Raw genomic sequence first — 18,197 nt, 5'->3', positions numbered from 1 at the left:
TCTACTCAGAGCTACTCCGCCGAGCAATGAAGGCGCGAACCTGCTCGGCATTCCTGACGCCACTGGTTCCCCCGACCGCCGTGACTGTCAACGCGCCGCACGCGTTGCCAAAAGCGAGCCGGTCCGCGACCGCGTCGCCCTGAAGCATTGCGGCAAGATAGCCAGCGTTGAACGAGTCACCTGCGCCGGTGGTGTCGATGGGATTCGCACGGAAGCCCGCATGATCGTGGCGCGCGGCGGCATCGCCGTGCACGGCGCCCTGCGCACCGCGTTTTAGAACGACCGCGCCGACACCAAGGTCGATCAGGCGCGCGATACCCAGATCGATATCGTCCGTTTCCGTTAGCCGCTCAAATTCCGGCGCATTGGGAAAGAGATAATCCGTGTTGGCAAGCGCGTGGCGAAGATCGTCCGCCAACCACTGCTCCTGCGGGTCCCAACCGGTATCGAGCGAAGTCGAAATGCCGAGCGCCCGCGCTGTCCTGAACAGCGGCCCGATGGCGGACCGAAGCCCGTCCTGAAGAAAAAAGGACCCGACATGCACGTGCCGGGCCTGACGCAAACGATGGGCATCGACCACATCGGCAGGATTCAGGATCATCGTTCCCTTGCAGGTCAGGATCATCCGATCGGCGGGATATGGCAGGCAGACGCTCAGCCCCGTTGCGAGCGTCGCATGCGTTCGGACCAGCGCGACATCGACATCCTCCGCCTTAAGCGCCGCGCGGCAGTATCTCCCATATTCATCGTCGCCAACATAGGCACTCATGGCGGTCGCAAGGCCCAGTCGCTGCATCAGAAGACAGGCGATGGCTGTGGAGCTGCCCAGCGTCAGGACGTAAGCGCGAAACTCCTGCTCCGTACCCAGGCACGGCCCCTCGACTTGAAGGCCTGCAAGGATCAGATCTGGGTTCAGTTCCCCAATGGCGAGGACGTCAACCGTCGGTAGGTTCAAGGATCACGACCCTGTTAAGATTTTGCGGAGCGTCGGGATCTTTGCCCTTCCGCAAGGCAGTCTCGAATGCCACGATTTGTGCCGGCAGCAAGCTGAGCACGCTTGCCTGTCCGTCGTCCAGCCCAGCGCCGGACGCGACGACCAAATCGGCAGTATCGCGATATTCGTCGGCGTTCGGACCGACAACCAGCACAGTCGCCTGCAACGAGCTCGTGTCGCGCGCGAGTGAACGGCCGAGCCTGGTGTTGGTCAGGGAAAACAACGTCAGCAACGTATCGCCGTTTGCGTTCGCCATTGGTCCATGGCGATATTCCAGCGAATGATAAGCCTCGCTCGTTGAGATCGACATCTCCTGAACCTTGAGGCTGGCTTCGAGCGCAATCGGATAGTTCGCGCCCGAGCCCAGGTAGACAAACCGATCGAACGAGTGACGGCGTGCCAATTCCCGAAGCGGCTCCGTTTGGGCAGCAAGCAACGCTCGCCCGGCCGACGGCAGGGTTCGCAGCGCGGCCCGATCGTCGTTCGACCCGAATTCATATTGCAGCGCCAGCAGCATCGAAGTGAATGAGCGCAACATGATTAGGCCATCCTCATGGCCTTCGCCAATAAGGAATGGCCGGTCGGCCATTCGTAACAGTGAAGAATCGGCACAGCAGCTGACCCCAACGATGACCGTATCGGCGCCCTGCAGCGCCTTGATCGCCAGGATTAGCTCACTTGACTCGCCCGAACGCGAGATTGCGATGACCAACCGCCTGCGGCCGGGCCTGCGTTTGACCTGATGCGGGTCAAGCACGACTTCGCACGACGGCACCGCACGGACTGAAATGTCATTCCGACGGCCAACCCAGTCGGCGACGGCCAGCGCCAAATAGTAGGACGTGCCCGATCCGAACAGCAGTAGTTCGTCGAACCCGTCGAGCGCGAATGACGGAACGTCCCGGCGCGAAGCAAGGCGCTTGAGCAATTGCTCCCAGGCATCGGGCTGCGACACAAGTTCGCTCCAGCTAGTCTGGCCGTTCATTGCATGGTTCCCGATGTGAAGGCGGATGGGTTAATGGCGTCTGCGGGGAGACGTCCGTCGAGGACAGCGATTGCATTCCCGACCGCACGGACGGCTGCATTGGATTTGGCCGAGCGCGTAAGACCAGCCTGATGCGGGGTGAGGACGACATTGGGCAAGTCGAAAAAGTGGCTAGAGTGCAACGGTTCGACCGCGAACACATCGAGGCCGGCACCAGCGATGCGCTTGCCGGCAAGGGCTTCGAAAAGGGCATCTTCGTCGATCAATTCGCCCCGCGCGATGTTGATAAGGTAGGCGTGCGGCCGCATCAGTGAGAGTTCACGTTCCCCGATCATGTGACGCGTTTCGTCGGACAACGACGCATAAAGGCTGACGACATCGCCGCGCGCCAACGCCTCGTCCTTGCTGACATATTCAATGTCGAATTCCTCTCCGAACGAGCGATCGGGGGTTCGGGTGTGGACGAGTATTTTCATCCCGAATGCCGCTGCCCGGCGCACGGCGGCCTTGCCGATCATGCCCAATCCGAGAACGGAGAGAGTCGCGCCAAACAAGTCGAGGCTCGATTGCGTATCGGCAGCCCAGCGACCAGCACGGATAGAGCGATCCCCGGTCAGGATCTGGCGCGTGACGGCGAGCATCAAACCGATCGAGAACTCGGCGCATTGCTCGGAATTGACGCCCTTGACGTTGGTGACGGTAATGCCGCGCAGCGTCGCTTCCGCCAGATCAACATTGTCGGAGCCAGACGTATGGAGCGCGATCACCTTGACCCGCGACGCCAGCGAAAGCGCGTTGGCGTCTGTGTTCATTACTCGGCCCATGATAATCGCGTCGGCGCGAGATAGATCGCCGAGGCGTCCTGCGACGATTTCGCGAAAATTAATCAGATCGTCGATATATTCGACGGCGTGCCCGCACTCCGTGAGCGCTGCGACGGCTTCCGGAAGATCGCGCAAGCTGTCGGATATCACGAGAATTCTCTTTTTGAGCACAGTGTGGGACGCCCCCGTCACAAAAGGTAAGAATAGCTAAGCCTGGATCCGCTGCCCGCGATCATCGAAATACAGCTGCTTGTCGAGCATCGGCCTAAGACGAATTGGATCGCCGGGCTTCAGGGCTAGGCGCTCTTTCGTCACAATCGTGATAGTCATGCCGGCAAGCTCCGCCATCGCCAGTGTTTCCGCTCCGGTCGGTTCCAGCGCGACGACGCGCGCGGCGATGCCGTCGCTGCCATCACCAACGACTTCGATATGATCAGGGCGAACACCGACGGTGACTGCGTCGCCTGCCTTCGCGGGCAGTGCGGGGTCGACCGGCAGGGTAGATCCGTTGGCCATTTCAATCGCATGACCGCAATAACTTCCGGTGATAAGGTTCATCGCGGGCGACCCGATGAAGGTCGCCACGAAGGTATTAACCGGTCGATCGTAAAGCTCGAGCGGCGCGCCCACTTGTTCGATGCAACCGTCGCGCAAGACAACAATTTTATCGGCCATCGTCATCGCCTCGACCTGGTCGTGCGTGACATAAATCGAGGTCGCACCAAGCCGCCGATGCAACTGGCGCAGCTCAGCACGGACCTGGACGCGCAGGGTGGCATCAAGGTTAGACAGCGGCTCATCGAACAGAAACACGGCGGGATCACGCACGATAGCGCGGCCGGTGGCGACGCGCTGGCGTTGACCGCCAGAAAGTTGCCTTGGATAGCGATCGAGCAGGGACGTCAGGTTGAGTGAAGTGGCGGCCTCGCCAACCCGTTGTTGTATCTCCGCTTTCTTAAGTCCGCGTAATTTCAAGGCGAAACCGAGATTCTGCGCGACTGTCATGTGCGGGTAGAGTGCGTAGCTCTGGAATACCATCGCGATGTCGCGGTACTTGGGCGGCACGTCGTTAACGATCCGCCCGTCGATTGCGATCTCCCCCGAGGACACGGTCTCAAGCCCGGCAATCATGCGCAACAATGTCGATTTGCCGCTACCCGACGGGCCGACCAACGCGACGAACTCGCCGTGCGCGATTTCGAACGACACATTCTTCAGGATGACCGCGCTGTCGAATGATTTGCCAAGGTCGCGAAGACTAACCGATGCCATCGCCTAGACCCCAACCGCATCGAGCGCATGCAACCCGCAAGCGTCTGCGTATGGCGCCAGGGCTAACTTGACATGCGCACGACATATTGCAGATGCCGTTGCCGCAATGCCTCTTGTCGCAACGGCGCGCGCATGTTGCGGAAGAAACTGGCTAACCAGCGGCATAGGCAGCACGCTTGAGTCAACAAACTCGAACAGGGCAGCAACCGCACTCTCTACCGACGGCACGGTCCAATAATAGCGCACGCGGTCCGATAAACTATATTGGCGCAGATAAGATTGCCGCTCGGCGTCGCCGTCATAATGGCTCGCCCAATGCGCGGGATCGTCCATCATCGCGGCTTCCAGCGCCGAGCTCACACTGTAGCGAGCATCCCAGCCCGGCATCTCGCGCGCGATATGCTCCAACGCAAAGATCGCTTCGCGCAGCGCGAAAGTTGCCGCCGGGCCTACCTTCAAAATAGCGAAATGCATCTGCACCAGCGCGTCATAAGCATCCGGCGTCTGATAATCGGTCGAATGAGCCTCATAAACCATGTTCTCGAAGGCCAAAACGGCCGCCGAAAGGTCGGACGCCTCATTCGGAGCGAAAAGTTTAACTTCCTCGTTGCCGAAATCGAGTCCGGGCTGCACGACGATCGCCACCACGCGGGCCAATGCGTCGGTCAGGCCGTTCTGAATGAATGCCCGTTCGTGCGCACGCCAGGTCTCGAGCACGCTCGCTGACGTGGTCGGAACGATTTCGTGTCCCTCGCCCATCCCGCCTGGTGCCGGAACTTCGGTGCCGACTATATAGATTGGTTTCGAGGCGCCTTCCGCAGTGGTATCCTCGGCTGCTCGGGCAAGCCGTGCCGCGCGCTCGGCAATTACGGAATCGCTGAGTGAAGGTTCATCGTCGGCGCAGGCCATCGAACAATCGAGATGCAGCTTGCCGTACCCGGCGCTGGCATAGGCCTCCACCATCATGACAGCTTTTGCCATTGCGGCTTCGGCCGGGAGCTTGCGCCATGGTTGGGGGCCGAGGTGGTCGCCGCCGAGGACGAGATAATCTTCGGGCAAACCAACCTCGCGGGCAACCGATCGCACCGATTTTGCGAACTCGGCGGGAATCATGCCAGTATAGCCGCCCTCCTGATTGACTTGGTTGCAGGTCGATTCAATGATCGCCACCTGATGCCGGTCGCGGGCAAGCTCAAGCGCGGCGCGAATGACTTGCGGATGGGCGCTACAGACCGAGTAGACTCCTTTACGGCCCCCGGCGCGATTACGCTCGAACACCTTGTGCAGAGGCGAATGGATTGCGAGTGCGCCAATGTCCGACATGGCGACGATTTAGAACGGAATTATCATGCGCGCAAGAACGCGCACTATCATGTTCGAATTTGCAAACTCGATCTGCCCGGCATCGCATGGGCCGGTCAGCCCTTCACACTCCCAGCCGTAAGGCCCCGCACATAATAGCGCTGCAGCAACAGGAACACGAACATGATCGGCAGCACCGACACAAATACCGCCGCCTGTTGCAAGGACAAAGTCGACTGATTGATAAACGACCCGCGCATTAAGTAGATGCCGACAGGGATGGTTTGAAGCTCGGGCGCGCTGCGTGTCACCGTCATCGTCCAGATTGCCTCGTTCCAATGGTAGATGAAGACGAAGATGCCCAGGGTCGCAAGACCCGGCTTCACGAGCGGCAAGACGACGGTCGCAAAAATGCGAAACTCTCCCGCGCCGTCAATGCGCGCCGCGTCGATGATCTCGTCCGGCACCGTCATGAAACACTGCCGCATAAGAAATATGCCGTACCATGTTACCGAAAACGGGATGATCATGGCAGAGTAGGAGTTCAAAAGGCCGGAACCGCCTTGGCCAAACAGATCATTCCCCCCGGCGAGCGGCACAAACCGCAAGAGGAAGAACATTGGGATGATCAGGAGAAAGAAGGGAAACATTTGTGCGCCGAGCACCGCACTCAACATCGTCTTCGAGCCGAAAAAACGATACTTGGCAAGCGCGTAGCCGGCCATCGTACTCGTGACCATCTGGATCGCGGTGATTGTGACCGTCACAATTACGCTGTTGGCGAACCAACTCATCATCGGAATTTCGGTGAAGACGCGCATGAAATTATGCCACTGGGGGTCGTGGGGCCAATAAACCATGGGTAGGGCAAGCCGCTCTGCCGGTGTGCGCAAAGCACCGAGAAACATGTCGAAAAATGGGAAAATCATCACGACCGCGCCAAAGCAAAGCGCAATGTATTTCAACACTGGCAGGACGCCGCTGAAGAGGGGAATTTTTTGTCGGCCCTGGTCAACGTTACGAGGCGATGGCGGCTCGGTCACTCAGTGAGCCTCCACGCCGCCGCGCCGAAGCAGGCGCAGTTGAATCAGGCTGATGACCAGAATGATCCCAAACAATATATAGGCCGCGGCAGAAGCGCGCCCGAGGCGGAGGTCGGTAAATGCCATGTTGTACATGTAGAGCCCCGTCACGGTGGTTGATCGCGCCGGGCCGCCGTCGGCCAGAATCATCATCAGTACAAATGAGCTTAGCGCACTGATGAGACTGGTGATAAGCACGAACAGGATCGTCGGCCGTAACAGCGGAATCGTAACGTGCCAGAAAAGCTGTAGCGGACCCGCCCCATCGAGCTTGGCGGCTTCGTAATAGCTTTCGTCGATCTCGCCCAGACCGGACAGGAATACCAGAATGTTTTGCCCAACCGACATCCACGAAGCGACCATAATCACCGAGAACATTGAGATGGAGGGGTTCGTTAGCCAGTTTGGACCCGGGAGGCCAAAAAGGTCCAGTGTACGGTTTAGCAGACCCGACGTATCGTTGAGAATGTACCACCAAATGTAAGCGACGGCGACAATGTTGGTAATCATCGGCAGCCAGTAAACCGTCCGCCAGAATGATTGGTATCGGCTCTGGCTGATCATCGCGGCCGCGATCAATGCCGCTGGCACGCCAATGATGACCGAACCGGCAGCGAAGTAGAGCGTGTTCCAGATCGAGGTGAAGAAGAACCGGTCACGTCCGATCAGATAAGCATAATTATCAAGACCGACCCAGTTCGGGCTGCTCACGCCATCCCAGTCCGTCAGACTGATATAAGCCGCGAAGGTCAGCGGACCCAGGAACATCAGTACGCCAAACAAAATGACCGGCGCCATGAATAGATAGGGCGCATTGCGCTTGGACGAGAGCACGTCGAACATCCGGAGCCTTCCACCCGACGCTGGCTGGATCACGGCTGTTCACGCAGGATGGCAGTGATGTCGCTATCTGCCGCAGACAGGGCCGCCGCCGGGGTCATCCGCCCGGCCCAGGCGAGTTCGATATAATATTTAAGAAGCCGGTCCACTTCCGATGCATGCCAGATGTTTGGCTGGCTGACAGCCCCGGGCGAACGGAGGGCGGCGATATATTGCTGGCTGAACGGATCGGAGATGGTGCTGCGCATGGCGGCAAGATCGGACCTGTTTCCGGTGAGATCGCCCATCTGGGCAAGCATTGCGCCGGTGCACGACAGGCCACCGTGCCCCCGCGGGCTGTCGAGCCAGCGCAGCAGGTCCCAGGATTGTCGTCTGACCTGGCTCGCCCGATCGACGCCCCAGAAGAATGAGTAGATCATTGTTCCGCCGGGTCCGTCGGTTGGGATCGGCGCCACCCCGACCGTTTGTTCGAAGCGCGAGCCGAGCGAATAGCGCAGCGTATCCTTCATCCAATTGGCCATGATCGTCATACCGACGCCGCCGCCGGGGAAGTCGGCTGCCAAGACCGAACCGCTGCTGATGCCGCGCCGAAACAGTTCCGCTTGCTTGCTCAGGATAGCGACAGCAGCTGCAGAGCGAAGGTTCGAGTGGCGCCCGTCGGCGGTAAATGGTGCGACGCCGGCGGCATACATTTCGGAGTAGAAGGTATGCGTTACACTGGCCCCCACCAATTCGAAGGCGTAGCCTCCGACGAGGCTGTTGCCCTGACGGTTTTTTCGGGTGATCGCGGCACCGATTTTCAACCGGTCGGCAAGGGTCTTGGGTGGGGCCAGGAAGCCGGCGGCGGCCAGCAGCTTCTTGTTGTAAACCAGTTGATAGACACTGACGCTGGTTGGCACGCCCCACAGACGGTGTTTCATGGTTGCCGCGTTGACTGTTGCAGGCGTGTAGTTTGTTCTGACGAAACGATCGATGTCCGCGGGCGGAACGTCAAGTGCGCCGGTCGCAATCAGCTGAGGCGCCCAGATCGAATAAAGATTATAGATGTCGACCGGTGAGCGCCCGGCGCGCGAGATCAGCACTGTCTGCAAAAAATCCTCGTAGGATACCTGCTGATGAACGATGCGGATACCGGGATGCTGCGCTTCATATTGACGAAAGCAGGTAAGCATCGGGGCGATCTGCTGGGAATTATAGTGGGTCGCAATTTTGATGACCGTAACCGGCCGGGACAGTGCTTGGCCGGCAATTAATGATGTTGCGGCAAGACCAGCCAAAAAGCGAAACCCGACCCTCATTTACAGTGCCATCTTCTTTCTCGTCGCAGAATATCGGCTGCTGAAGCAGCTTTATGAGCTAGGGTCCGATCAACATGCATCTTGATCGCGTTGACGCGCCTGTCAACCGCGAAGGAATAGTTGGCATCGCCGAGGTGATTGCGGGCAAGGCCGCCCGCTCACAGGGCGGCGATTGGCAAGGTTTTGTGTCTTTTCATGATAGTTGCAATGCGTCCTTGGCTAATCAATCGCGCAATGCCGGGACGGCAGCAGTCATGACCGGATAGCTTCTGCACGCGTTACCGCAAGGGTATGAGCTTACCTGCCCGATGGCCACTCGCAGGTCGAAAGCCTGACGCCCGCCTCCATTCGTATCGGCAGAGATTTAGATGTCGGAAACCGGCTGATCAGCCGCATTCACAACTCTCGGCGAAGGCGGTTCAACAAAAAAATCGGAGGCCTCGCGCGCAAACCGGTCGCTTCCACGACCGCCGTCGTTCTTCTGTTGTCCCTACTTAATCACTGATCTCGCCCAAAGCGGAAAGCAACAAATCGACTTCTTCGGCGGTGTTGTAGTGGCACAATCCGACGCGAACGAGGCCGCCCTGATCAGCTAATCCGAGGTGGGCAATGGTCTCCACGGCATAGGGGGAGGGTTCGCTTATGTGGTTCCGCCATTTGAAGCGGTCGTCCTGCTAGCGGCCCAATCATTGCCTTTCGTTTTCGATTGACGGTACATCTGCACTTTAAAATCAGGGCGGCTAATGTCGCCAGGGCTTCCGAATTGCAGCCACTTTCGTTTGGCGCACTCAACGATGCATGGCGTTTGTAATGCGCGTTAATTATCAACCATCAGCACGAAGTCTTGCTTGTTGGTTCCCTCGTACCCCGCGCTCGTGAAAGGGAAGCCAGATCGAAGGTAAATCAGTCGCCCGAGCCGGCCGCGTCGCGCGCTAGGCCGCACATTCACGACAGCTCCAATTCCGCTCGCGCTCGCGGTGCATCGTCCCGGCGCTGTAATTAGGCTCAGCTTCGCGGTAGTGCAGGACGTCTAAGTAGAAGTTATCGACCGGGGGTAACTTATGTCGGCCGGGCCGCTGCTGTCCAGTGCGGCAACACTTGGGCGATAGTTGTTGACTGCCTCTACTACGAGTGGGTCTCCTAAAGCGACCGTGCAGCCAAACGAAGAGCGGTGGGGTCGGCCTAGCGCAGTGCCAGTGCGACGATCGTCAGTGTTATATTGCGAGCGGTGCTAGTTACGAACTGACTGCCGTCCGAGATAAAGAGATTGGGCAGTTCGTACGCTTCGCCGAACGGATCGACGACACCGTCGGGCGGATCGCGGCTCACTTTCGCGATGCCTATGTTGTGCGTTGCCGAGGGCGTCGCTTGTTGTCGAAGGTATAGCGCCCACCCAGGAAAGCAGTGAGCTTATCGGTAAAGTGATAATTGAGCTGGCCGTACAGCGCTGCCGACTTGGTCCGCACCTCGATATCCTTGCGAAAATAGAGGACTGAAAATTGAAATCGCCGACGGTTGATCAGCGGCGCCCTGCCAAGCGCGGTCACCGCCACGGGTACGTCCTCAACCGTTCCTTGCGGCGCTGCGCACAACCACCATGTCGCTCTGGTCGGTGGTATCGATCCTTTGGCCGGCACCGCTTGCCGGCAGCCGGGGCTACCGTCTGCGCGAACACCGATGTCGACGACCCCAAGGCCATCAGCACTGCCTAGCCCGGTGCGCTCGTCGTCATCATTATCATCGTCGTCGTTCCCCCGTCGTTAATCTCAGTCGCGCGCGTTTGGGCTGATCAGCGCCAGCATGCGTTTGGTGTCGTTGTACGGCCGCACCTCGGTGACCTTGCCGCCCCGGACGGTGAAGCAGGCCGCGTAGCGATTTGCGTAGGCCTCGCCACCGACGAAGCGTCCCGCGGCATGATGTTCGAGCACCGCAGTCTCGTCGTCGCCGATCATGCTGGTCAGGCCACTTGGAAGTCCGCCTCAAGGTCGAATGCACCGAACAGATTAGCTGTAATCCGCCGCATCGCCTCACGCGGCGACCACACTGCGCCGCCCTCGGCGACATAAAACATCGACGGCTGGAACACCCACTGCGCGTCGTCGGCCGCCCACGCTTCCGCGCCTGCAAGGTCGCCGTCCCAGAACGCCCGCATGAACTGATGCGCAACCTCGGTCGAGTACGGCGTCATGGCCAAAACACGAACTGATCACGGAGCATGTGAAGCTTTGGCAATCCAAATGACATGCTGACCTTCAATGAGCCGACTCGTCTGCCCGAAGGTTGCATAGGTTTCTCTGAAGCGGCCGTTCGTTCAAGTGTGGACGGGAGGCAAACACATGCGCTCAAATATGCCATTCAAATAACTTGGGGCCTAGCCTTGATGTGCTTTCGGGTAACCAGCACGCCCAAAACGGTCGATCTGGTCGTTGATGACCCGTGAAATTTGCGGCCAAGGGAGACGTCGCCCAGCCAGCGGTCGCAACGATCAGATTCAGTACAGATGTTCTGGCGCCCCTCACCGGACGGTGTCATTTACCCTGCAAGCCCATCGAGAATTTGCACGTCGAACCGGCTGACCCCGGTGCGTAAGGGGATCGCTTCTTTTTGGTAGCGCTCGCTGTACCAGAAGTCCTCGGCACGCGCGCGCGACGGCCAGCGCGAAATAGCGAGGACGGCTTCGTCCCACTTGCCCGCCAAGACGCGGGTCGTCCCGCCGAGCGAGAAGAGAACATAATAAGCGCCCCGTTCGCGCAGCATTGGCAGAATGATATCGCGATACTGGTCGAGGCGTTGCTCGTCGTGGCCGGTTCCTTCGATCAGCATATAGGCTCGCGCGACGCCGTCATCGGGTACGTGGACCGTAGCGATGGTAGGGACGTCATGACCCGGCCAGCCTTCCCAGGCGAGGCCGTCGGCGGCTAGCGCAACCAAACCAGCGGGCGGCGTCGGGGCGTCATTCCAGAACTGATCGAGATCGGACGCCACCGCAAACCGGGCGAGGACCAGAGCCTCATGGGCACCCCCCTCCTCCAGCGGCTTTACCGCTTCCGCCGTGCCGGAGGCGAGCACCGTCCCGCGCGCGGTGGCGATCGCCTTGCTCCACGCATCAACCGTGGCGGCATCAGTCGAGGCGGGAAGCTTCAAGATCAAGAAGGCAGGTAAGTCGGACATGGCTTTGCTCCTCTCGAAAAGCGGTCTCACAAGGATACCGGTCCGTCAATAGGTTCACATAAGTGAACGTCAACAACACTCTCGTGTACATTAATTGATGTAATCGAGTGCTGCTGGAGGTCGGTCTGGCATTGAAACCTGGGGCGGTGCGATTAGGTCGCCGGGATCCAGACGACGGTGTGTTTAATACATTTGGCGAGACTCTACGTGCCTGCCATGCCTCAGGAGGCGTCTTGGGCGTCTTCCATTGGCGGTAACAGTGCGCGCATCGTTTCGCGGATTGCTTCCGAAGCCTGGTGAATACGGTAATTCAGACCAGCGACACCGACGATCAGTATTTCTTTGTTCGACGCCGCGCGGATCGGCATTGCGATTGCACCGGTATCCGGCAGGACGATGTCGTACGCGCTGCTGTACCCGTCGGTGCGCGCTGAAGCGATCGCCTTTTGTAGTTCGTCCCACTTGCCACTTTCGCGTGCGTGCCCCTGCTTGACCCAGCGATCGAACAGGCTGCGTGTCACCGTATCAGGCTGCGTGGCAAGAAACATTGTACCGATTGCGGTGCCGATCGTTGGAAAGGAAACTCCTTCCTCGACCTGGAGCGCGATCGGATGCGTGCCGATAAGTGCATATATGCACCGCATGTTGAGATCGACAGGGATCGTTAGAGTGACGGTCTCGCCGGTGCGGTCGCGCAAGGCCAACAGCAGGGGGAGTAAGGTTTCCGAGCCGAGCAACGCGGTCGGCACCCAGTCGCCGAGCCGGGTCAGCTTGAGGGTGGGAAACAGCCCGCCGTCGCCGCGGCTGCTGCTGAGGTAACCTTGAGTGATCAGGCTCTTGAGCAGAACGCTAAGGCTCGACTTGGGATAGCCCAGGGTCGTTGCGATCTGGGTCGCGTTGAGCGGCTCGCGCCGCTCCGCGAAGAGTTCGAGGATCTCCAGGGCACGCGCTGCGGACTTTACCAGATTGTCTGCCATCGCTGCCCTCTACCGCCCGAAAGCTCCGCTGTCAGGTGTGGATTTCTGCAATGGGGGTGCCGACCGGATAATTCTCGCCGATCTGGCCGATCGTGACAATCCGGCCGGCGAACGGGCTCGCGACCTCGGTCGAAGTCTTTTCGGTCTCGACCGCGTAGATCGGCTGGCCGACGGAGACCGTGTCTTCGCTTGCGACGAGCCATTCGACGAGTGTGCCCGATTGCATCGAGACCGCCAGCTTAGGCAGCTTGAGTGTCATCTTGGACATCAGCGGACGTTCAGCAACTGTTCGACCTTGGCGACGAGGCCGGCGGCATTCGGAAAGTGCATCGCTTCAAGGTTCTGCGCGAAGGGTACAGGGGTGTAGCGTGCGCCGAGGCGGAGAACCGGGGCCTTGAGCACGCCCCAGGCTTCCTCCTGGATGCGCGCGGCCAGTTCGGCGCCAAACCCACCAAATTCGACCGCCGACTGGATGATCGCTACTCGGCCAGTGCGGCGGACCGACGCCATCACTGTCACCATGTCGAGCGGGACGATCGAGCGCAGGTCGACGACCTCGGCCTCGATCCCTCGTTCGGCCAGCGTCGCGGCGGCTGCGAGCGCTTCCTGCATCGCCCAGCTCCATGCGATGATCGTGACGTCCTTACCGGACCGGGCAATTGCCGCCTTGCCGATGGGCACGCGATAGTCGCCTTCGGGGACCATGCCGGGGACGAAGAAGCAACGCATCGCCTCGATAAAGATGCATGGGTCAGGGTCGTTGATGCACGACAGCAGCAGTCCCTTGGCGTCGGCGGCGTTGCTTGGCGCGACGACCTTAAGGCCGGGGATGTGCGCGAACCAGGCTTCAAGACTCTGGCTGTGCTGGGCGCCGAAACTGCCGACATTGCTGGCGGTCAGCATTCGCAGCGTGATCGGGACCGAGGTGCGACCGCCCGACATATAGCGTAGCTTGGCAGCGTGGTTAGCGATCTGGTCCATGCAGACCATCGCGAAATCGATGATCATGATCTCGGCGACGGGCTTCAGGCCGACGAGGCTTGCGCCGATCGCCGCGCCGACGATCGCCTGTTCGGAGATGGGGGTGCCGCGGACACGCTCCCGGCCATGCTTGGTCGACAGGCCGTAGGTTGCCTTGACGATTCCCCCGGCGGGGTCCTCGATGTCTTCGCCGAGCAGGATAACGCTGGGGTCGCCAGTGAGCGCGATGTCGAGCGCTTCGGTAATCGCCTGGCCGAAGGTCATCTTGTGGCCGGCGGCGTCGGGGAGGGGTTGCTCGGGAATGGCTGCGGGGCTCGGCGCGTCGGGCAGTTCGGCGGGGTTCGCGAGGACGTCGACGGTGAGTTCGCTCGCGTCGGGCTGCGGCGAACTCCTGGCGAAAGCCTGCGCGTCGTCGACTTCGGCGGTGGCGGCGACGTCGATCTGATCGAGCGCTTCGGCGGCGGCGATTCCCTCGTCGATCAGGTGTTGACGGTAGATTTTGACTGGATTGAGCGCGCGCGCCGCGGCAAGCCCGGCGGCATCCATATGGCCTTCGTCCGAGCCGAACGAGTGGCCCTGCAGGCGGGTCGCGACGCATTCAAGCAGGGTCGGGCCTTCGCCGCTGCGGGCGCGCGCGATAGCCCGCGCAGCGGCTTCGTACACGGCGTAGGGGTCGGTGCCATCGACAGTCTCGCCAACCATGCCATAGGATGCAGCGCGGCCGGCGATGGTCGGACTCGCAGTCGAATTCGCGTAGCTGGTGTATTCGGCGTAGAGATTGTTCTGGCAGACAAACACGACCGGCAGCTTCCACAGCGCGGCGATGTTGAGCGCTTCATGGACCGCACCGATGTTGGCAGCGCCGTCGCCAAAGCTGCAAGTGACGACATTTCCGCTGTCCAGTAGTTGCTCGCCGAGCGCGATACCCGCAGCGATGGGCGCGCCGGCACCGACGATACCGGTCGTTACCATCAAGCCGCTGTCGGGGTCGCACAAGTGCATCGGGCCGCCCTTGCCCTTCGACGTGCCTGTCGAGCGGCCATAGATTTCGGCGACGATCTCGCGGATCGGAGTGCCCTTGGCGACGATGTCGTGGATGCAGCGGTAAGTGATGACCGATTTATCGGTCGGCGTCAGAAGCGGTGCGATCGCGGCAGGGATCGCCTCCTGCCCGCCGCAGGGGTAATATTGGCACTGGAGTTCGCCCGCTGAGAGCCCCTGCTGGATGCACTGATCGGTCGCGGCGATCCGCGCCATCGTCCGGTATATTTCGATGGCAGTGGTGGCGTCCACTTTACTTGGCATGTCGGTCACTCGGCAGGATGAAAATGAAATCAGTGCGCGGCGGCGAAGGTGTCGAGCGCGGCATTGAAGGCGGCTGGGTCTTCCCAGAAGACGCTATGTCCGCCTCCGTCGAGTTCGACCAATACGGAATGCGGGATGCGTTCCGCCATCCAGCGGCCGACTTCGCCCGGCATCACCGGGTTGTTCTTGCGGCCATAGAGCAGGAGCGTCGGGAGGGAGATCGAGGGAAGGTCGGCGCGGAAATCCTGTTTGACCATATCGTCGATAAGGTCTGCGACGATTGCGGTCGGCGACAAGAACATCTGGCCCTTCATTTCGGCCAGTGTCGCGGGATCTAGCGGCTCGGCGAAGGCGGCGTGGAGGAAGCCGTCGAGGACGGAGCGATCGGCGCGGACGCTGTCGCCATAGCCATTGGCTGCTTCTTCCGGAAAATCGCCGAAGGTCGGGTGGGGCCAATCGGGCGCGGACATCAGGCGAGGGGTCATCTCGCACAGGCACAGCGCGCGCAGCCGCGCGCTCCCCGCCGACTTCAGATAGTCGAGCATGACCAGTCCACCGAATGCGACCCCGGCCAGCAGCACGTCGTGGAGATCAAGCGCGGCAAAGAATTCCTCGAGATCGGCCGCGTTCCGCGCGATATTATGGCCGCCGATCGGCTTGCCCGAGAGACCTTGACCGCGCAGGTCGACCATGATCACGCGGTTGTTCGCCGCCAGCGCGTCGATATTGTGCTGCCAAAAATAGCCCGACGGAAATTGCAGTCCTTGGAGTAGCACGAGCGGTCGCCCCTGGCCGCGCTCCTCGTACCACAGCGGGGTACCATCCGAGAGGAAGTGGAACGCCATCAGAAGGAGACCGCCGCGCTCAGGCCGTAGGTGCGCGGCGCGGCGACATATGCCTGGCCGACGAGTTGCGGGTTGAAGGCGCCTGATTCAAGCACTTCGCTAAAATAGGTCTTGTCGAAGACGTTATTGACGAAGCCCGACAGGCTGTAGCGGCCGCCGCCCGAGGTCCACGTCACTCGGCCATTCACCACGGTGTACCCCTTCTGAGAAATCAGCGGGCGGTTAAACTGCGTAAAATAGGTCTTCGACTGATAGCGCGCATCGCCGCGCAGCGTGATGCCGCCATCGCCGACCGGGATGGTATAGGAGGCAGTGCCCGTCAACGACCATTTGGGCGCGCGCGGAAAGGTGTTGCCCTTGAGGTCGATCGGGTTGGCGGCAGTGCAGCCGGGGCTCGTCGGCGCGGTCGGATTGCTCGGATCGCCGGTACAGAACTTGTCATATTTCGCAATCAGATACGCCAGCGTTGCGCCAAGCTCGAGCTCGCGGCTCGGACGGGCGGAGAACTCGACCTCGGCACCCTTCAGCGTCGCCTTTGCGGCGTTGGTTAGGACTGACTGGAGGTTGACGATCTGGCCGACCTGGATGTCCTTGTATTTGGAATAAAAGATGTTGGCGTTGAGGGTCACCTTGCGATCGGCGAACTGGGTCTTCACGCCAGCCTCGTAAGTCCACACCTTTTCGGGCGCGAAGCCTGGCTGGATCGCGAGCAGGTTGAACCCGCCCGACTTGAAGCCACGGGTCGCCGAGGCATAGAGGTGAATGTCCCGCGCGGCGCGATAGTCGACGACCAGCCGCGGAGTGAAGGCATTGAACTTCGCATGCAGATCGGGATTGGCGACGAACGGCGCCCCAAAATTAATCTCGTAACGATATTTCGCCGAGCGCTTCTCGTGGCTGTATCGGGCGCCCACGGTAATTTTGAGAGCATCAGTCGGCTTCCAGCGAAGCTCGCCGAAGCCGGCAATCGCGCTCGTCCGCGCGGTCCCGTCGATGGTGATGTAAAATGGCAGGTTGAACCCGAAAGTGAAAGGTAGGGCAATGAAACTCGTCCCGGTTTCCTTGAAGTAAAAGGCTCCGAGCAGATATTCGAACGCGCCGCCGCCGCCGTTGAGCTGCAGCTCCTCGCTGAACTGGCGGCTTTTGTCCTGCTGAAGATAGTTGACGTAGAACACGTCGGAACCGTCGCCGTCGTCGAGATAATTGAACTTGGTGCGACGGTAGCCGGTGATCGATGATAGCGCCGCGCTTCCGAGATCATAGCTCATGTGCAGGGATGCGCCGAACTGCTGCGTCTTGAATACGTCGTCGTTGGTGCCGACACTGCGCCCTGAGCCGGGGATCTGAAGCTCGATCCCCTGGTTCACGCTGCGCAGAAACTCGGGCGTGAAGGCCGACGCGCCGCCGCCGAAATCGGCAGTTGGCAGGGCGCCTGGGCGGTTGAGATATTTGTAGGCGGGTAGGTTGGACTCATCTTCGATCATCTCGACCATGGCGCGCGCCTTGAACGGGCCGCCATCTTCGAACGCGAGCTGGGCGCGGCCGGCCAGGACATCCTTGCTGTCGAATGACTTGAACCCGCGCGCTCGGGCATCGGCATTCGTATTCTTGGTGAAGCCATCGCGAAAGTTGCCGAGGCCTGCGGCGCGAAACGAGAAGCCGCCGCCGAAGGGAACGTTGATTATGCCCTCGATGCGGCGGCCGCTGTAGTTGCTGACCTCAACCGCCACGCGGCCTTCAATGCGATTGACCGGGGCATTGGGAATAACGTTGATCACGCCGCCGGTGGCGTTGCGGCCATAGAGGGTCCCTTGCGGCCCGCGCAGCACCTCGACCCGGGCAATGTCGAAAAGGTCGAACAGGCCTGCGGCAGCGCGCGCGACATAGACGCCGTCGCTGTGGACCGCGACGCCGGGATCGCCGGCGATGGTGTAATTCTCGTTGCCTACGCCGCGAATGCTGACCTTGCCGACGACCGATCGCTGGACAATCAGCCCGGGGGTTAGCGTCGCCAGCCGCTCGGTGTCCTGAATGCCCGCCTTGACCAGCGTCTGGCCGGTCAGCGCGGTGATCGAGATCGGCACGGTTTGGATCGACTCGCTGCGGCGCTGCGCCGTGACGACGATATCATCGTTGCTCGTGGCGCCCGGAGCGGCGGTCACCGGGGCCTGCGTCGCCGTGGCTGATTCGGCGGGAGGGGCCGTCTGGGCAGATGCTAACGAAGGCATGGCCATGGCGAGAATGGCCACCGACGACGCGAGTGAAACGATGCTTCCCTGTTTCATTGCCAGTTCTTCCCCAAGCAGCACGGCCCTTTTGGA

General features: G+C 60.5%; 20 protein-coding genes. 1 reads left to right on the top strand and 19 read right to left on the bottom strand.

Annotation, left to right across the window (positions count from 1 at the left end; genetic code table 11):
- Window position 1: 1 nt before the first annotated feature.
- From U1700_RS12375 to U1700_RS12340, 8 genes are all read right to left on the bottom strand, one after another.
- Window positions 2-955, bottom strand: a complete 954-nt coding sequence (locus U1700_RS12375; RefSeq protein ID WP_332752959.1) for a carbohydrate kinase family protein — start codon at window positions 953-955, stop codon at window positions 2-4.
- Window positions 936-1,979: an SIS domain-containing protein gene (locus U1700_RS12370; protein WP_332752958.1), complete on the bottom strand. Its 1,044-nt coding sequence runs from the start codon at window positions 1,977-1,979 to the stop codon at window positions 936-938. The genes U1700_RS12375 and U1700_RS12370 overlap by 20 nt, the downstream gene beginning before the upstream one ends.
- A complete protein-coding gene (locus U1700_RS12365; protein ID WP_332752957.1) occupies window positions 1,976-2,995 on the bottom strand; it encodes a 2-hydroxyacid dehydrogenase in 1,020 nt (339 codons plus the stop codon). Before U1700_RS12365 ends, U1700_RS12370 begins: the two co-directional genes overlap by 4 nt.
- 15 nt (window positions 2,996-3,010) lie before the next feature.
- Window positions 3,011-4,075: an ABC transporter ATP-binding protein gene (locus U1700_RS12360; RefSeq protein ID WP_332752956.1), complete on the bottom strand. Its 1,065-nt coding sequence runs from the start codon at window positions 4,073-4,075 to the stop codon at window positions 3,011-3,013.
- A 3-nt stretch (window positions 4,076-4,078) separates the two neighbouring features.
- The gene (locus U1700_RS12355) at window positions 4,079-5,398 is read right to left on the bottom strand and encodes a class II D-tagatose-bisphosphate aldolase non-catalytic subunit (protein WP_332752955.1); all 1,320 of its coding nucleotides are present in this window, start codon (window positions 5,396-5,398) and stop codon (window positions 4,079-4,081) included.
- Window positions 5,399-5,493: 95 nt separating this feature from the next.
- Window positions 5,494-6,420: a carbohydrate ABC transporter permease gene (locus U1700_RS12350; RefSeq protein ID WP_332752954.1), complete on the bottom strand. Its 927-nt coding sequence runs from the start codon at window positions 6,418-6,420 to the stop codon at window positions 5,494-5,496.
- A complete protein-coding gene (locus U1700_RS12345) occupies window positions 6,421-7,302 on the bottom strand; it encodes a carbohydrate ABC transporter permease (protein WP_332752953.1) in 882 nt (293 codons plus the stop codon). It abuts the gene before it with no gap.
- A 29-nt stretch (window positions 7,303-7,331) separates the two neighbouring features.
- A complete protein-coding gene (locus tag U1700_RS12340) occupies window positions 7,332-8,597 on the bottom strand; it encodes an ABC transporter substrate-binding protein (RefSeq protein ID WP_332752952.1) in 1,266 nt (421 codons plus the stop codon).
- Between the two features lie 74 nt (window positions 8,598-8,671).
- Between U1700_RS12340 and U1700_RS12335 the strand changes: the two genes are divergently transcribed.
- The gene (locus U1700_RS12335; RefSeq protein WP_332752951.1) at window positions 8,672-8,863 is read left to right on the top strand and encodes a hypothetical protein; all 192 of its coding nucleotides are present in this window, start codon (window positions 8,672-8,674) and stop codon (window positions 8,861-8,863) included.
- Window positions 8,864-9,091: 228 nt separating this feature from the next.
- Here the strand turns inward: U1700_RS12335 and U1700_RS12330 are convergent, their stop codons facing one another.
- The 11 genes from U1700_RS12330 to U1700_RS12280 all read right to left on the bottom strand — a co-directional run bounded on the left by U1700_RS12330 (window position 9,092) and on the right by U1700_RS12280 (window position 18,038).
- Window positions 9,092-9,217 carry a hypothetical protein gene (locus U1700_RS12330; protein ID WP_332752950.1) on the bottom strand — a complete coding sequence of 42 codons (126 nt, stop codon included), beginning with the start codon at window positions 9,215-9,217 and terminating at the stop codon, window positions 9,092-9,094.
- A 562-nt stretch (window positions 9,218-9,779) separates the two neighbouring features.
- On the bottom strand, window positions 9,780-9,926 hold the full coding sequence (locus U1700_RS12325) for a GMC oxidoreductase (RefSeq protein WP_332752949.1): 147 nt from the start codon (window positions 9,924-9,926) through the stop codon (window positions 9,780-9,782).
- Window positions 9,927-9,937: 11 nt separating this feature from the next.
- Window positions 9,938-10,150 (bottom strand): hypothetical protein, encoded by a 213-nt coding sequence (locus U1700_RS12320; RefSeq protein ID WP_332752948.1) that lies wholly within the window; start codon window positions 10,148-10,150, stop codon window positions 9,938-9,940.
- 213 nt (window positions 10,151-10,363) lie between these two features.
- Window positions 10,364-10,549 (bottom strand): nuclear transport factor 2 family protein, encoded by a 186-nt coding sequence (locus U1700_RS12315; RefSeq protein ID WP_332752947.1) that lies wholly within the window; start codon window positions 10,547-10,549, stop codon window positions 10,364-10,366.
- 5 nt (window positions 10,550-10,554) lie between these two features.
- Entirely contained in the window at window positions 10,555-10,785 is a 231-nt protein-coding gene (locus U1700_RS12310; protein ID WP_332752946.1) for a hypothetical protein, read from the bottom strand.
- 344 nt (window positions 10,786-11,129) lie between these two features.
- A complete protein-coding gene (locus tag U1700_RS12305) occupies window positions 11,130-11,768 on the bottom strand; it encodes a DUF1330 domain-containing protein (RefSeq protein ID WP_332752945.1) in 639 nt (212 codons plus the stop codon).
- 221 nt (window positions 11,769-11,989) lie between these two features.
- Window positions 11,990-12,745 (bottom strand): IclR family transcriptional regulator, encoded by a 756-nt coding sequence (locus tag U1700_RS12300; protein WP_332752944.1) that lies wholly within the window; start codon window positions 12,743-12,745, stop codon window positions 11,990-11,992.
- A 31-nt stretch (window positions 12,746-12,776) separates the two neighbouring features.
- Complete coding sequence (locus U1700_RS12295; protein ID WP_332752943.1) at window positions 12,777-13,013, bottom strand: biotin/lipoyl-containing protein; 237 nt, start codon at window positions 13,011-13,013, stop codon at window positions 12,777-12,779.
- Window positions 13,013-15,031 (bottom strand): alpha-ketoacid dehydrogenase subunit alpha/beta, encoded by a 2,019-nt coding sequence (locus tag U1700_RS12290; protein WP_332752942.1) that lies wholly within the window; start codon window positions 15,029-15,031, stop codon window positions 13,013-13,015. Before U1700_RS12290 ends, U1700_RS12295 begins: the two co-directional genes overlap by 1 nt.
- Before the next feature lie 29 nt (window positions 15,032-15,060).
- Complete coding sequence (locus U1700_RS12285) at window positions 15,061-15,876, bottom strand: alpha/beta fold hydrolase (RefSeq protein WP_332752941.1); 816 nt, start codon at window positions 15,874-15,876, stop codon at window positions 15,061-15,063.
- Complete coding sequence (locus U1700_RS12280) at window positions 15,876-18,038, bottom strand: TonB-dependent receptor (RefSeq protein WP_332752940.1); 2,163 nt, start codon at window positions 18,036-18,038, stop codon at window positions 15,876-15,878. Before U1700_RS12280 ends, U1700_RS12285 begins: the two co-directional genes overlap by 1 nt.
- Window positions 18,039-18,197 lie beyond the last annotated feature (159 nt).

Source organism: Sphingomonas sp. RB1R13 (genome assembly GCF_036663775.1).
In the GTDB taxonomy this organism is placed as follows: Bacteria; Pseudomonadota; Alphaproteobacteria; order Sphingomonadales; family Sphingomonadaceae; genus Sphingomicrobium.
This window is presented reverse-complemented; position numbering and strand designations above follow the sequence as displayed.

Excerpts from the sequence above, each read along its gene's own strand:
- U1700_RS12370 (WP_332752958.1), bottom strand. The coding sequence starts at position 1,979 with ATGAACGGCCAGACTAGCTGGAGCGAACTTGTGTCGCAGCCCGATGCC.
- U1700_RS12360 (WP_332752956.1), bottom strand. The coding sequence starts at position 4,075 with ATGGCATCGGTTAGTCTTCGCGACCTTGGCAAATCATTCGACAGCGCG.
- U1700_RS12355 (WP_332752955.1), bottom strand. The coding sequence starts at position 5,398 with ATGTCGGACATTGGCGCACTCGCAATCCATTCGCCTCTGCACAAGGTG.
- U1700_RS12345 (WP_332752953.1), bottom strand. The coding sequence starts at position 7,302 with ATGTTCGACGTGCTCTCGTCCAAGCGCAATGCGCCCTATCTATTCATG.
- U1700_RS12340 (WP_332752952.1), bottom strand. The coding sequence starts at position 8,597 with ATGAGGGTCGGGTTTCGCTTTTTGGCTGGTCTTGCCGCAACATCATTA.
- U1700_RS12335 (WP_332752951.1), top strand. The coding sequence starts at position 8,672 with ATGCATCTTGATCGCGTTGACGCGCCTGTCAACCGCGAAGGAATAGTT.
- U1700_RS12315 (WP_332752947.1), bottom strand. The coding sequence starts at position 10,549 with ATGATCGGCGACGACGAGACTGCGGTGCTCGAACATCATGCCGCGGGA.
- U1700_RS12310 (WP_332752946.1), bottom strand. The coding sequence starts at position 10,785 with ATGACGCCGTACTCGACCGAGGTTGCGCATCAGTTCATGCGGGCGTTC.
- U1700_RS12305 (WP_332752945.1), bottom strand. The coding sequence starts at position 11,768 with ATGTCCGACTTACCTGCCTTCTTGATCTTGAAGCTTCCCGCCTCGACT.
- U1700_RS12300 (WP_332752944.1), bottom strand. The coding sequence starts at position 12,745 with ATGGCAGACAATCTGGTAAAGTCCGCAGCGCGTGCCCTGGAGATCCTC.
- U1700_RS12295 (WP_332752943.1), bottom strand. The coding sequence starts at position 13,013 with ATGTCCAAGATGACACTCAAGCTGCCTAAGCTGGCGGTCTCGATGCAA.
- U1700_RS12290 (WP_332752942.1), bottom strand. The coding sequence starts at position 15,031 with ATGCCAAGTAAAGTGGACGCCACCACTGCCATCGAAATATACCGGACG.
- U1700_RS12285 (WP_332752941.1), bottom strand. The coding sequence starts at position 15,876 with ATGGCGTTCCACTTCCTCTCGGATGGTACCCCGCTGTGGTACGAGGAG.